We start from the raw sequence: 13,484 nt of genomic DNA, 5'->3' as shown, positions 1-13,484 counted from the left end.
ACGAAGACCCCGGCCATGGCGCGGGCGTTGTCGATCACCCGCCGCTGGTAGCGCACGAACTCCTGGCTCATGGCCTCCTTGAAGGCCACCGCCTTGGCGGCGATGACGTGCATCAGCGGGCCGCCCTGCTGGCCCGGGAACACCGCCCCGTTGAGTTTCTTGTAGAGGTCCGCATCGCCATGGGCGGAGAGGATCAGGCCGCCGCGCGGGCCGCGCAGGGTCTTGTGGGTGGTGGTGGTGACCACATGGGCATGGGGCAGCGGGCTCGGGTAGAGACCCGCGGCGACCAGGCCGGCCACATGGGCCATATCGACCATCAGCCAGGCACCGACTTCGTCGGCGATGTCGCGGAAGCGGCGCCAGTCGACGACCCGCGCGTAGGCCGAGAAGCCGGCGATGATCAGCTTGGGCTTGTGGCTGCGCGCCAGGCGCTCGACCTCCTCGTAGTCGATCTCGCCGGTCTCGGGGTTCAGGCCGTACTGCACGGCATGGTAGTGCTTGCCGGAGAAGTTGGGCGCCGCCCCGTGGGTCAGGTGACCGCCATGGGCCAGGCTCATGCCCAGCACGGTGTCGCCCGGCTTGACCAGCGCCATGAAGGCCGCGGCGTTGGCCTGGGCGCCGGAGTGCGGCTGGACGTTGGCGTAATCGGCGCCGAACAGGTCGCAGGCGCGCTCGATGGCCAGGCGCTCGACCACGTCGACGTGCTCGCAGCCGCCGTAGTAGCGCTTGCCCGGATAGCCCTCGGCGTACTTGTTGGTCAGCTGGGTGCCCTGGGCCTCCATCACGGCACGGCTGGCGTAGTTCTCGGAGGCGATCAGCTCGATATGCGCCTCCTGGCGCGCTACCTCGTCGGCGATGGCGGCGGCGACCTGGGAATCGAATGATGCGAGACCAACCTGGTTCATGACTGACTCCTGTTGTTTTCGATAGCGGGCAGGGGGTCCTTCGAATCTATCGGCAACCTGCCAGCGGGAAAAATTTGAAATCCTTATGCGCAGATCAGCGCTGCGCAGCTCTTCCGGTTCACGCTTCGATTAAAGGCGACGCCAGGGGGTAAAGATTGAATGAATGCGACAGGCTTCCTGTACGCCCGGTACGCTCGGGGCGCCCCCCGCTCGCGCGGGCAGGCTCGGAGTCACCCCCCATGCAGAGGGCCTGAGGCCACGGGAGCCGGTGGGATGGGGCAGGAGGCTCAGAGCGCCGGGCGGCCCTCGATATGCAGGAAGAAGGGATCGACCCGGTCGCTGCCGGGCTCGCCGGCACGCTTGCGCATCTCCGACGGCGTCATGCCGAAGGCACTGCGGAAGGGACGGGCCCCATAGGTGCGCCGTCAAGATTGCCGACCTCCGCTCGGATGGTTTGTATACTCAGGGTCCCACTCGATAGTGAAACGGCACAGCGATGACCAACATACCCACCGACCTGCTGAGGACCTTCGTCACCATCAAGGACCTGGGTGGCTTTACCAGCGCTGGCGAGCTGCTGGGTCGGTCACAGCCCGCCATCAGCCTGCAGGTCAAGAAGCTGGAGGAAATCCTCGACACCAAGATCTTCCTCAGGGGGTCCAGCCTCGAGCTGACCGAGGATGGCGAGTACCTGTATCGAGCGGCCAGGCAGATCCTGGAGATCAACGACCAGATCATCGCCAAGGTCAGGGGGGATAACGTGTCGGGCAAGGTCCGGCTGGGAATTCCCAATGATTTCGAACTGGCCTTCCTTCCCAAGGCGCTGAGAAACCTGTCGCGCTCCTTTCCCAATATCATCGTCGAGGTCGACTGCGAGATCAGCAAGGTGATACTCCAGCGCTACCAGAAGGGGCACTACGACATCGCCCTGGCAATGGAGCGCGCCAAGGAAAGTGAGGACAGGGACGCTCGTGACTATCGGCTGGAAAGCTTGGAATGGGTGTACAAGGACAGTCGACTCATCGGTGACTATGATGAATCAATCCCCCTGATTGCCTATCCGCAGGGCTGCGTCTATCGCTCCATCATGGAAGAAGCGCTTCGAGGCCAGCAGCACCCCTACCGCTTCATGTACACCAGCACCAGCCTGCTTGGCATCTTCTCTGCCGTGGAAGAGGGGCTCGGCATCACCGCCATGGCCGGCTCCGTCATACCGGACCACCTCAAGCATGCCGCAAGCACGGATACTCTTCCCGGCCTGGAACGCGTCTGCATCGGCCTGTACTACAAGGAACCCGAGCTGAACATGGCCTCCCGGCACGTGCTGGACTTCCTGAGATCCGGCATTGCCAACATCTGATCGGCGACTGGCTGCCTCGAAGGCCTGAATGACCGCGGGATACGGAAAGACAACTGCCCTGCCAGCCATCTTCCAGGGCTGGCAGGGCAGAGACCTTCAGGACTCGGCTGCCCCTCATTTCATTGCCAGGCGAGATGCCCCGGGCAAGCAGCCTTCAGGAGCCCGAAACGCTCGGCTTCCAGCCGTCACGGGGTGCCGCCTGGGCGTCTCCTTCACCGTCGACCTTCAGCTCCACCTCGGGGTCGGGATCGTTGACGACCTTCTCCAACTCCCTCACCGAACGGTCCCGGTTCAGGAGTCGGCGTATCGTATTCACGATCATCAAGAGGATCACGATGGAGAAGGGGAAGGCACCGATGATGGTACCGGTCTGCACCGTATCGACGACGCCGCTTCCCCCCAGGGTCAGCAGCACGGTGGCCACCGCGCCGATGCTGAGCACCAGGACCACCCGGAACCAGGCGCCTGCCCGCTTCGGTGCGGAAACGAAGTCCGCCAGTGCATAGGTGCCGGCATCCAGCGATGTCACGTAGTAGGTGGCCACCAGAATCGTCGCCACCACCAACAGCAGGCTGCCGACCAGCGGTATGGATTCCAGCATCGCAAAGAGCCCACTGGCGACATCCGCGTTCACCGCATCCGAGATAGCGCGGCCGCTCTTGTCATCGTAATAGATGGCAGCGGAGCCCAGAACGCCGATCCATACCATGACGATCAGGGAGGGAATGATGGTGACGCCGATGACGAACTCACGCAGCGTCCTCCCGCGCGAGATACGAGCGATGAAGCCGGCAACGAAGGGCGAGAAGGCAATCACCCAGCACCAGATGAACACGGTCCACCAGCCATTCCAGCTCTGCTGCCAGGACCTCAAGGGCTCGGCCGTGCTCGGGGCGTCCGTCCAGAAGCTCATGGGAACGAAGTTGGCAAAGTACGAGCCGAAGGTCTGCGTGATGTTGGAGATGATGAACAGCGTGGGACCGAACACGAAGGCGGCGACCACGAGAAGCACGCTGAGGAGGGAGTTCGTCTCACTGATCAAGCGCATCCCCCTGCTGATGCCGAAGAAGGCGGAGATTGCCGCGGCGGTTCCGAGACCCACGATGACCAACAGCCAGATGGTCGGGCCGGATGTCAGGCCGGTGAATGAGGTGAGGCCCGAGGTGAACTGCATCGCCGCAAAGGCAAAGGAGGTGGAGAGCCCCAGGATAGTGGCCATGATCGCCAACAGCTCAACCACCACCCCGGCGCCACCCCGCGCCCAGCGCGGCAGGAGATCCACCGTCGCCTCACGGAAGGTCAGGGTCTTGCCCAGGTTGTGATGCGAATAGGCCAGGCATACCGCGACGACGCAGTACATGGCCCAGGCGGTAAAGCCCCAGTGGAAGTAGGCCCAGACGAGGCCGCCACCCGCCACGTTGCCTTCCATTGCCTGGATGACCGGGCTCTCGTCACGCAGCATGATCGGCTGTGCCACCGACCAGAAGATCAGCCCGATGCCCTGCCCGCAGGCGAAGAGCATCGAGTACCAGGCGAAATTGCTGTATTCCGGCTTCGCCTTGGGGCCGCCCAGCCTGACCCGGCTGCCCACCTTGCTGAACACCAGCCAGCCACACACCGCCACCGCGAAGAGGGAGTAGAGGATAAACAGCCAGGTAAAGCCCCCCGTGACATGGGTCCGCAGGTCGAAGATGACCGAGGCGACACCATCGGGGTAGCGAAGCACCATCACGATCAGGGCAATGATGGCAATAGGCGGGGTAAACTGGATGACCAGCCTGCCGACGGGCGGTAGGTCTCGTCCAGTGAATCGTGGAATCGTGACCGGTTCTTTGTTAGGCATCTCGTGACCTCGCTATTATTGTATTCGCGTATCGGCCGCCTCGGTACAGGCCCCATGAGCCTGCCGAGACACACGACCGGGTGCTTAATTCAGGTGCGATACGATTCCCGAAATGCATTCCTCCAGGATCATCTCGCCTTTTTCAGCCGTTGCCTTCAGGGGCGATGACAGGGTACCGGACGCGGCGACCCAGGAAGGGTCGGGAGGAAAGACATCGTAGGGAGGAAAACGGGCCGGCTCCACATCGACGGCCTTGGACATGTCGACCAGCTCCGGATGAATCTTCAGCATGATCGAGGTTTCCAGGACCCCGCCATGCTCCACGGCCCAGCCGGCGAAGCCGTCGGGAAACACCTTCTCGATTGTCTCGTCGCTGATGAAGTCCCAATAGGAAAGCAGATAGATCTTGATCGAGATCCCCTCCGCCTGGCACTTGTTGACCAGCCTGTCGGCCGCCTCACACAGGTGCATGGAGTTCTCGAAGTGGCCATTGATCAGGATGAACTCGCGGTTCCCGTGATTGACATAGGCCTGCAGCACGTCGAAGACATAGTTCTCCAGCGAAGCGCCGGATACGCAAGTGGTGCCGGGGAAGAAGTTGCCTCCGCCGGACTTGACCTGCGACTTGTAGCCGTAGCTGATGGCCGGCGCAACCAGCATGTTGTCGCCTCGTCGTGCCACCTGTTCGCCAATATGGTCGGGAATCAGCACATCGGGGTTGAGCGACATATGGGGACCATGCTGCTCGATGGCGCCGACCGGAAGGATGATCTTGCATCGCCCCTGCTCGGTGAGCGCCTGGTAGGTCACCCAGTCCAGGTTCTCGATCTTGACACTCTTCATCTCGTTCCCCCAGGCACGCTATCTCTAAAGAAGGGGAGCCAAACTCCCCTTTATATTCAACATATTACTTGATGATATTGTGCTCCGGGCCATACGGGAAGCCGGTGATGTTCTCGGCCCCGTGCTCGTTGAGCACCAGGATATCGTGCTCGCGGTAGCCGCCGGCACCCGGCCGGCCTTCCGGCACCATGATCATCGGCTCCATGGAGACCACCATGTTGGGCTCGAGCACGGTCTCGATGTCCTCGCGCAGCTCCAGCCCCGCCTCGCGGCCGTAGTAGTGGCTCAGGGTGCCGAAGGAGTGGCCGTAGCCGAAGGTGCGGTACTTGAGCAGGTCGTGGCGGGCGAAGATCTCGTTGAGCTCGTGGGCGATGTCGCAGCAGCGCACCCCGGGCTTGATCAGTTCCTGGCCGCGCCGGTGCACCTCGCAGTTCGCCTCCCACAGGCGCAGGTGCTCATCGGAGGCGTGACCCAGGAACAGGGTGCGCTCCAGGGCGGTGTAGTAGCCGGAAATCATCGGGAAGGTGTTGAGGCTCAGGATATCGCCGGGCTGGACGCGGCGGCTGGTCACCGGGTTGTGGGCGCCATCGGTGTTGATGCCGGACTGGAACCACACCCAGGTGTCCATCAGCTCGCTGTGCGGATAGGTCTTGGCGATCTCGCGCACCATGGCGGCCTGACCGGCCAGGGAGACCTCATACTCCGGTACCCCGGCATGGATGGCGTCGCGCACGGCCACACCGCCCACGTCGGCGATGCGCGCGCCCTGGCGGATCAGCGCGATCTCCTCGGTGGACTTGATCATGCGCATCTGCATGGTCGGCGCGCCGATATCGACCAGCTCCACGTCCCCCAGCGCATCGCGCAACTTCTGCTGGTTCTGCAGGGTCAGGTGGTCGAATTCGACGCCCACACGCTTCCTGCCCTCGCAGAGCTGCTTGACGGCCTTGAAGAAGTTGTCCTTCTGCCAGTCGGTGTAGACGACGTTGTCGCCCAGGCGGTTGCGACGATAGGGCTGGCCGCCATCGATGTTGGCGGTGACGGTGGTGAAGCGATCCTGGGTCACCACCAGGCCGTAGTCACGGCCGAACTTGCAGTAGACGAAGTCGCTGAAGTAGTTGATGTTGTGGTAGGAGGTCAGCACCACCGCATCGACATCGTTGTGGGCCATGTGCTCCCGCAGGCGGGCCAGGCGGCGCTGCATCTCGCTGTCGGAAAAGGTCGGGGCGACCTTGTCGCCGTTGGGAATCTCGATCAGTGACGGCAGTTGCATCTTGTTGTCTCCTCGTGTTCTTCAAGGGAATCGCCTTACCAGCCCGGGCACCACCGGCACTCTTCATGCCGATCGTCGTTGCCCTTTGCTTGCCATGAGTCGCATCCTCTGCTGGTGGAAATGACTATGGCGAGCCTCTCCCCGCACGACCAATGACTAGTGCAAATGGTCGCATTGGTGCCGGCAATGCCCTTTCGATTCAAACAGTTGGCAACGATAGGAGGGAGATTGCCGTCCCTCGCCGCCATGAGGACGCCCCCGGCGCGGCGACCGGCCAGGGTGCCCGCGAAGGGCGCGAGGAGTGCCACGCCTTCCGGTGGCGGCGGACGAGATTACAAGGCGCTGGTTGCCAGCGCCGGGCGACAATGGCGAAAGCGCCAGGGCCTACAGCGCCGGGCGGCCCTCGATATGCAGGAAGAAGGGATCGACCCGGTCGCTGCCGGGCTCGCCGGCACGCTTGCGCATCTCCGACGGCGTGATGCCGAAGGCGCTGCGGAAGTGGCGGGAGAAGTGGGCGGTATCGGCGAAACCGCAGCGCTCGCCGATCTCGGTGATGCTCTTGCCGGTGTAATGCAGCAGCCACAGGCCATAGCGCAGGCGCAGGTCGCGGGCGAACTTCTGGGGGCCGACGCCCAGCGTCTCGCGGAACCGGCGCTCCAGGTTGCGGCGTGACGTGCCCACCCGCTCCGCCAACGCCTCCATGGAGATCGCCTCGCCCAGGTGCTGCTCGAGCAGCGCGATGGAGCGCCGCACCAGGCGATCCTCGATCTTGCCGAGCACCACCGGCTGGGGCTGGGGGTGGGCGCCGGTGCGTGCCTCGTCGAGCAGCATGATATGCAGGCTCTTCATGGCCCAGGCCTTGCCCAGGTGGCGCTCGATCAGGTAGGCGGCCAGGTCCGCGGAGGCGGCCCCTCCCGCGCAGGTGAGCCGATCGCCATCGTCGATGAACAGGCGGTCGGCCACCGGCTCGATGGCGGGAAAGCGCTGGATCATGTCGTGATGGTGGTACCAGCTGACGCAGCAGCGCCGTCCCGTCATCACCCCCGCCTGGATCAGGGCGAAGACGCCGGTGCACAGCCCCACCAGCGGCACCCGGGCAGCCGCCGCCTGGCGCAGGTAGGCCAGCGCCGTGGTATCGATCTGGTCCCGCTCGTTCTGGACCCCGCCGATCACCACGATATAGTCGAATTCGTCCGGATCCCGGAAGGGCAGGCAGGGTGTGATGGTGGCACCGCAGCTGGAGACCGCTTCCTGACCGACGCTGGTCATGAAGGTCCAGTGGCAGCGCAGCTGGCGGCTACGGTCCCCCTCGTCGGCCGCCAGGCGCAGGCAGTCGACGAAGGCGGCGAAGGGCAGGATGGTGAAGCGGTGCAGCAGGACGAAACCGACCGAGAGCGACGCCTCCGATGCCGTATCGAGCATGACGGCACGCTTGCTGGCTCGGTCTGCAGCGCGGACAGGGCTTTCGATGTCGTTCATTGCACGACTCCAACGCATTCGCCACGACAGGCAACAAGTATACGCCGTAAGGACCTCGCCGTGCTTCCAGCATTGCGCCGCTCGATGGCATGCGGACGGGCGACGAGACCGCCAGCGCATGGCGCAGCCCAGGCGAGAGGCGTATATGCCCAGGAGTTTGGCTTCCTCAAGCACCGGGAGCTGCCGGTGATGACCTTCGCCAGCATGACCCGGGCACTCACCGATGACGAGATGGCCCTGTTCTCCGTGTCGCCACGCCACTTCGGCCTGACGCCGGCCGACCATGCCGGCACCACGGTACGCCTGACCCCGGACCGCCACCTGATCATCCGCAACCAGTACCGTTACGTGCCGAACTACCACGATAACCTCGCCAAGCGCACCCGGGTTCGCCAGGGCCACCGCGACTCCTTCCTGGCGCGCTACCCGAGCCTCGCCCATGTGCCCTTCGCGGCCACCTGGGGGGTGCCTGCGGGCTATCGCGCAACTTCACCCCCTTCTTCGGCAAGGTCGGCGACAACGCCTGGATGTCCCGGCGTCCATCAGAGCGTCGGGGTGGCCCGGGGCACCATCTCCGGCAAGCTGCTCGCCGAGCTGGCCACCGGCCAGGATTCCAGCCAGTTGGCCGACATGCTGGCGGTCTCCGGTCGCCCGGCCATGCCGAGATCGGTCGCACCGTGGACACCGCCCTGAGCGAGACCCTGGGCGCGGGCTTCGCCCGGTGGGAAGGCGCCGAAGTCGCCTGGACGGTGCTCTACGACGAGGAGATCTTCGTCATCGAGGGTGAGCTCGAGGTCACTGCCGCCGGCGAGACCCATCGCGTGAGCCCCGGCAGATGCTGTGGATTCCCGAGGGCACCGAGCTGGTGTACGGCGGCCATACGCTGTTCGGCTATGCCCTCTATCCGGGGAACTGGAAGGCCTTTCATGGGATGGAGTAACCCGGCCTTCGACGGCGACGCGCCGGACCCGTTATCTCGACAAGCAGCGCCAGGATGCACTTCAAGGGGCCGTGCCACTGCGGCGCCATTCATCTCCACATCGAGGGGGACCTCGTCGAGGCGATGGAGTGCGACTGCCCCATCTGCCGCATGGCGGGGTTTCTGCACTGGATCGTCGACGAGACGCAGGTCGAGGTTCGCGCCCGGCCGGGCAGCCTCATGACGTACCGCTGGGGGAGTTGCGAGGCGCGGCACTATTTCTGCCGCTTCTGCGGCGTGGCACCGCTGCGCCGCCCGCGCCTAGCCCCGGCGCGCTACAGCGTGAATGTGCGCTGTCTCGAAGGCGTCCACCCCGAGTCGCCACCCATCACCCCCTTCCCGGGGCGCGACCTGAGTTAGGCGGCTCCGGACGTTGTGCCAACGGGCCCCAGCATATCGGGGCCCGTTGTGTCGAACAGACCTTGCCAGTTGCCCTTCGTGTCATGATACCCGGCCCGTAGTCTGAATGGGCCGGGTAGCCGATGGATAAGGAGCTAGAAAGGATACTGGATGCCCTGTTCCATGACGCTGACCCACTGGGTGGTGGTGAACTCCTCCAGGTTGGCGGGGCCGCCGAAGCGTCCGCTGGTCCCCGAGCGGCCCATGCCGCCGAAGGGCACCTGGAATTCGTTGTTCACGGTCTGGTCGTTGATATGCACCATGCCCACCCGCAGGCGCTCGGCGAGGCGCTGGGCACGTTCCGTGGAGGCCGAGTGGATGGCGGCGGCGAGCCCATAGGGCGAGGCGTTGACCAGGTCGATGGCCTCCTCGTCGCTGTCGAAGAGGGTGATCGGCGCCACGGGGCCGAAGATCTCCTCGGCGAAGGCGGGCATCTGCGGGGTGACGCCGGCGAGCACGGTGGCGTCGAAGAAGTTGCCGTTGCGCTGGCCGCCGGCCACCACCTGGGCCCCCATCTCAACGGAGCGCACCACGATCTCCTCGACCCGGCGGGCCTGGCTCTCGTTGATCAGCGGCCCGAGGTGGACCTGCTGTTGCCAGGGGTCGCCCGCGACCAGGCGGCCGGCCCGCTCCGCGAGCTTCTCCAGGTAACGCTCGGCTACCGAGCGATGCACCAGGTGACGCCCCGCCTGCATGCAGATCTGCCCCTGGTGGAGGAAGGCGCCCCAGGCCGCGGAGGAGGCGGCGGCTTCCAGGTCGGCATCGTCGAGGATCACCATGGCGTTGTTGCCGCCTAGCTCCAGGGCGCACTTCTTGAGCATTCGCCCGCAGGTCTCGCCGATCCGCTCGCCCACGGCGGAGGAGCCAGTGAAGGAGATCATCTTGATTTCCGGGTGCTGCACCAGGGACTCGCCGACGTCGGCGCCGCCGGGCAGCACGTGGAAGACGCCCTCGGGCACCCCGGCGGCCTCGAGGATCTCGGCCATCAGGGTGCCGCCGCACACGGCGCTGTCGGGGGCCGGCTTGAGGATCACGCAGTTGCCCATGGCCAGGGCCGGGAAGACCGAGCGCATGGCCAGCAGGATGGGGAAGTTCCAGGGGGCGATGACCCCGACCGTGCCGATGGGCACGCGTTTCCAGTAGTTGCGCCGGCGCGGCAGGCTGGAAGGGAAGATCTGGCCGCTGGGCTGCATGGGCAGCGCCGCGGCCATCTGCGCCTGTTCATAGGTGGCCTGCAGCTCCCATTCGGCCTTGGGGCCGATGGAGCCGCACTCGCGGGTATTCCAGCGGTTGATCTCTTCGGCCCGCTCCTTGAGCAGGGCGGCGGCGCGGCGCAGGATCTCGGCCTTCTGGTCGAAGGGCAGCTCGGCCCAGTGTCGCTGGGCATCATTGGCGATGCGTGTGGCGCGGTCCACGTCCGCGGCGGTGGCGGTCTGCACCTTGGCGAGGACCTCGCCGGTGGCGGGTTCGGTGACCGGAGCCTGGGGGCCGTCGGCGGGCTGCCATTTGCCCATGTAGAGCTGAGTTTCCCAGATTGGCGTCGACATGCTTATGCTCCTGTTATTGAGTTGGCATCAGGCATGAGCCTGGTTAATTTGGCTCAGGGGAGTCTTGGGCACTTTGTTGTCTCCATCTTGTGTGTGCTGGTCGGTGCACTGTGACTTTGCGAGAAGTGTGCCAAGCTTCCGGCAGATACATGACATTTGTTAAGCCTGTGATTTGATTGGGTATTGCTTTTTTTCGTTCTCGAGGTGCCGAGCCTTGGTACGGCTCATGCTGAGAAGAGGAGTGCTCCCCGTCTCAGGGTGAGACGGGGCAAGCTTGGACAGTCAGGGGCAGGAAAGTGTGGCCGTTCAGGTGTCTTCGGATCCCAACTGCTCCGAGATATCCATCCGGTCATAATGGGCACGCTTTTCGATGATCTTGCCGTCTTTGATGGTCAGCATCATCAGCAGGGAGAAGCGCAGCTGGTTGCCGGATGGCTCGAGCCCCATGATGGGACGGACGTGGGTTCCCTCGACAACATGGTAGGTTGCCACTCTGTTGTATTCCGCCGTCATTTCCACGATCGGCATGCTCCAGTTATCGAAGGCATCGAAGTTCTTTTTCTCTGCGTCGATGAAGCCCTCTGCCCCTTCATAATACCTGTCGACTTGCGGGTAGAAGAGAAAGTCGTCGTGCAGGAAGGTGGCGACCTTCTCCCAGTCCTCGGCATTGATGGTATCGTAGAACCCCAGTACCAGCGCCTTGTTGGCGTTGACATCGGTATCGGACTGTATGTTGCAGTCGGCCATCGCTATTCCTGACGTCAGGGATAGTAGGGCAGCGGTCGTGATCATGGTTTTAAGCATGAATTTCTCCTTTCTTATTGGATGTTCCGCGACGAAGCGCCTTGCTGAGGGGGCACCCGAGTTCGACACTTCCAGCCCGATTTTGGCCTGAAATCGCCCCCTGTGGTCTGAGAATTCAGTGACTTATCGAATCGGAGCCAAAATTCTTGTAGTGACACGTTTTTCTCGTTGTGCCTTGCCAATAGCTAAGTAGGCTATCTATGGTGGTGACATGTTCGTCAAAGTCACCAAATCCGGGCCGCGCCGCTACGTGAAGCTCGTCGAGTCCTACCGCGACGAGGCCGGCAAGTCGCGCCAACGCGTGATCGCGACGCTGGGACGCCTGGAAGCCGTCACGGCCGGGGAGTCCAGCGCGCTGATCAACGGCCTGCTGCGGGTGTCCGGCCAGCCCACGCTCGAAGAAGGCACCGGCGAGACCGACTTCGCCCCGGCCCGATCCGTTGGCGATACCTGGCTGCTGACGTCGCTCTGGAAAGAGCTTGGATTGGATGATGCCTTCCGACGGGTGCTGCGCACCAAGCGGCAGTTCGATGCCGAGCGGCTGCTGCGGGTCATGATGCTCAACCGCCTCTGTGACCCGGAATCCAAGCTCGGTGTGCTGCGCTGGCTGGAAGATGTTCTGGTACCCGACGTCGACACGGCCTCGATCAGTCATCAGCATCTGCTGCGCACCATGGACACTCTGTCGGACTGCAGCGAAGCGCTCAACGACGTGCTGGCCAAGCAGCTCAAGCCGCTGATCGATCAAGAGCTGTCGATCGTCTTCTATGACCTCACCACGATCCGGGCAGAAGGCAGTACCTCGCTCAATGGGGATGTCCGCCATTATGGTCCCTCGAAGGAGGGCGGGATCGCCCGACAGTTCATGCTGGGCGTCGTGCAGACGGCGGAAGGCCTGCCCATCCACCATGAGATATTCGATGGCAACGTCGCGGAAACCAAGACGCTGCTGCCGACCATCGAGACCGTGGTCAAGCGCTTCAATGTCCGCCGTGTCGTGCTGGTGGCCGACCGTGGGCTGCTCTCCCTCGATAACCTGGAGGCCTTGTCAGCCGTGCGTATCGGGGAACGCCCCCTCGAGTTCATCCTGGCGGTTCCGGGTCGTCGCTACAGCGAGTTTGATGATCTGCTGAAGGCGTTCCACCAAACGCACTGCCAGGATGCCGACACCGAAGCCTATGGCGAGATGGCATGGCAGGATCATCGGTTGATCGTGGCGCATCGACCCGAAGTCGCCCAGGTGCAGATGGCGGCGCGCGATCAAAAGCTCGAGGCACTGCAAGCTGATGCTCGCCAGTGGTTCGAGAAGCTGGATAACCAGGATGCCGGGCGTCGCTATCGCGGCAGAAAGCTCTCTGATGCCGGCGTGACGGCCAGGTTCTACAAGGCCGTCACTGATGCTCACCTCGGCCATATTCTCAAGATCGACCTGACGGCCGAGACGTTCAACTACGTGCTGGATCAGCGAGCGCTCGATCGCGCCAGGATGCTGGATGGCAAGCTGCTGCTGGTCACCAACATGGCCGATCATGAGCCACCACAGATCGTGGAGCGCTACCGAGCGCTGGCCGACATCGAGCGCGGATTCCGCGTGCTGAAGAGCGACATCGAGATCGCGCCGGTCTATCACCGGCTTCCGGATCGCATCCGCGCTCATGCCCTGATCTGCTTCCTCGCCCTGGTCCTGTACCGCGTGCTGAGGATGCGCCTGAAGGCCAGCGATCATCCGCTGTCGCCGGCGCGGGCGTTGGAGATTGCCCGCAAGATCCAGTTCCACCAGGTCCTGCTTCACCGTCGTGAGACGGCGAGCGGCCTGACCAAATTGAAGCCTGAACAACGTGACCTTTTCGAGGCGATTGGCCTGCCGGCACCTGCTGCATCACGCTTGTAGTGCCAATTTTGAAAACGCGTTTCCAGGCTAATCAGTAGTTTACGCTTCTAACTGTCGAACTCGGGGGGCATGCCTCGTCATCGTGGACTCCGACCCAAGCGAGTGTCGTGCCAACCTCAGGCGATAGATGTGACGATGCTTTCAATATCATGGGCTTAAAG

General features: G+C 63.6%; 11 protein-coding genes and 1 pseudogene. 5 read left to right on the top strand and 7 right to left on the bottom strand.

Annotated features, from left to right (window positions below; translation table 11 throughout):
• On the bottom strand, positions 1-905 hold a 905-nt coding region (gene glyA, locus QWY80_RS16200; RefSeq protein WP_290233720.1), incomplete at its 3' end, for a serine hydroxymethyltransferase.
• Positions 906-1,401: 496 nt separating this feature from the next.
• Here glyA and QWY80_RS16195 point away from each other — a divergent pair.
• Positions 1,402-2,265 (top strand): LysR family transcriptional regulator, encoded by an 864-nt coding sequence (locus tag QWY80_RS16195; RefSeq protein ID WP_290233718.1) that lies wholly within the window; start codon positions 1,402-1,404, stop codon positions 2,263-2,265.
• Positions 2,266-2,419: 154 nt separating this feature from the next.
• Here the strand turns inward: QWY80_RS16195 and QWY80_RS16190 are convergent, their stop codons facing one another.
• The 4 genes from QWY80_RS16190 to QWY80_RS16175 form a co-directional block, all read right to left on the bottom strand.
• Positions 2,420-4,108: a BCCT family transporter gene (locus QWY80_RS16190; RefSeq protein ID WP_290233715.1), complete on the bottom strand. Its 1,689-nt coding sequence runs from the start codon at positions 4,106-4,108 to the stop codon at positions 2,420-2,422.
• An 84-nt stretch (positions 4,109-4,192) separates the two neighbouring features.
• Positions 4,193-4,951 carry a creatininase gene (locus tag QWY80_RS16185; protein ID WP_290233711.1) on the bottom strand — a complete coding sequence of 253 codons (759 nt, stop codon included), beginning with the start codon at positions 4,949-4,951 and terminating at the stop codon, positions 4,193-4,195.
• Positions 4,952-5,015: 64 nt separating this feature from the next.
• Positions 5,016-6,224: a M24 family metallopeptidase gene (locus QWY80_RS16180; protein WP_290233708.1), complete on the bottom strand. Its 1,209-nt coding sequence runs from the start codon at positions 6,222-6,224 to the stop codon at positions 5,016-5,018.
• Between the two features lie 384 nt (positions 6,225-6,608).
• Positions 6,609-7,703, bottom strand: a complete 1,095-nt coding sequence (locus QWY80_RS16175; protein WP_290233705.1) for a GlxA family transcriptional regulator — start codon at positions 7,701-7,703, stop codon at positions 6,609-6,611.
• Positions 7,704-7,892: 189 nt separating this feature from the next.
• Between QWY80_RS16175 and QWY80_RS16170 the strand changes: the two genes are divergently transcribed.
• The 3 genes and pseudogenes from QWY80_RS16170 (at position 7,893) to QWY80_RS16165 (ending at position 9,042) form a co-directional block, all read left to right on the top strand.
• On the top strand, positions 7,893-8,396 hold the full coding sequence (locus QWY80_RS16170; RefSeq protein ID WP_290233703.1) for an FAD-binding oxidoreductase/lyase: 504 nt from the start codon (positions 7,893-7,895) through the stop codon (positions 8,394-8,396).
• Positions 8,381-8,485 (top strand): annotated as a pseudogene (locus QWY80_RS19435) (ethanolamine utilization protein EutQ); the annotation flags it as partial. The gene QWY80_RS16170 and the pseudogene QWY80_RS19435, both read left to right, overlap by 16 nt.
• A gap of 212 nt (positions 8,486-8,697) precedes the next feature.
• Positions 8,698-9,042: a GFA family protein gene (locus QWY80_RS16165; RefSeq protein ID WP_290233700.1), complete on the top strand. Its 345-nt coding sequence runs from the start codon at positions 8,698-8,700 to the stop codon at positions 9,040-9,042.
• 134 nt (positions 9,043-9,176) lie between these two features.
• On the opposite strand, the gene QWY80_RS16160 is transcribed toward QWY80_RS16165, so the two are convergent.
• Together QWY80_RS16160 and QWY80_RS16155 are read right to left on the bottom strand one after the other, a co-directional pair.
• Positions 9,177-10,628 carry a benzaldehyde dehydrogenase gene (locus tag QWY80_RS16160; RefSeq protein ID WP_290233698.1) on the bottom strand — a complete coding sequence of 484 codons (1,452 nt, stop codon included), beginning with the start codon at positions 10,626-10,628 and terminating at the stop codon, positions 9,177-9,179.
• Between the two features lie 306 nt (positions 10,629-10,934).
• Positions 10,935-11,432 carry an ester cyclase gene (locus QWY80_RS16155; RefSeq protein WP_290233694.1) on the bottom strand — a complete coding sequence of 166 codons (498 nt, stop codon included), beginning with the start codon at positions 11,430-11,432 and terminating at the stop codon, positions 10,935-10,937.
• A gap of 211 nt (positions 11,433-11,643) precedes the next feature.
• On the opposite strand from QWY80_RS16155, the gene QWY80_RS16150 reads away from it, so the two are divergent.
• Positions 11,644-13,323, top strand: a complete 1,680-nt coding sequence (locus QWY80_RS16150) for an IS1634 family transposase (protein WP_290233693.1) — start codon at positions 11,644-11,646, stop codon at positions 13,321-13,323.
• The last annotated feature ends 161 nt before the right edge of the window (positions 13,324-13,484 follow it).

Origin of the sequence: Halomonas ramblicola (assembly GCF_030409215.1) — a bacterium.
GTDB classification, from domain to species: domain Bacteria; phylum Pseudomonadota; class Gammaproteobacteria; order Pseudomonadales; family Halomonadaceae; genus Halomonas; species Halomonas ramblicola.
Note: the sequence above shows the minus strand (reverse complement) of the source record. Positions and strands in the feature narration are given on the sequence as shown.

Bases quoted from the DNA above. Each gene is read 5' to 3' on its own strand.
- QWY80_RS16195 (WP_290233718.1), top strand. From the start codon at position 1,402: ATGACCAACATACCCACCGACCTGCTGAGGACCTTCGTCACCATCAAG.
- QWY80_RS16190 (WP_290233715.1), bottom strand. From the start codon at position 4,108: ATGCCTAACAAAGAACCGGTCACGATTCCACGATTCACTGGACGAGAC.
- QWY80_RS16175 (WP_290233705.1), bottom strand. From the start codon at position 7,703: ATGAACGACATCGAAAGCCCTGTCCGCGCTGCAGACCGAGCCAGCAAG.
- QWY80_RS16180 (WP_290233708.1), bottom strand. From the start codon at position 6,224: ATGCAACTGCCGTCACTGATCGAGATTCCCAACGGCGACAAGGTCGCC.
- QWY80_RS16150 (WP_290233693.1), top strand. From the start codon at position 11,644: ATGTTCGTCAAAGTCACCAAATCCGGGCCGCGCCGCTACGTGAAGCTC.
- QWY80_RS16160 (WP_290233698.1), bottom strand. From the start codon at position 10,628: ATGTCGACGCCAATCTGGGAAACTCAGCTCTACATGGGCAAATGGCAG.
- QWY80_RS16170 (WP_290233703.1), top strand. From the start codon at position 7,893: ATGACCTTCGCCAGCATGACCCGGGCACTCACCGATGACGAGATGGCC.
- QWY80_RS16185 (WP_290233711.1), bottom strand. From the start codon at position 4,951: ATGAAGAGTGTCAAGATCGAGAACCTGGACTGGGTGACCTACCAGGCG.
- QWY80_RS16155 (WP_290233694.1), bottom strand. From the start codon at position 11,432: ATGCTTAAAACCATGATCACGACCGCTGCCCTACTATCCCTGACGTCA.
- QWY80_RS16165 (WP_290233700.1), top strand. From the start codon at position 8,698: ATGCACTTCAAGGGGCCGTGCCACTGCGGCGCCATTCATCTCCACATC.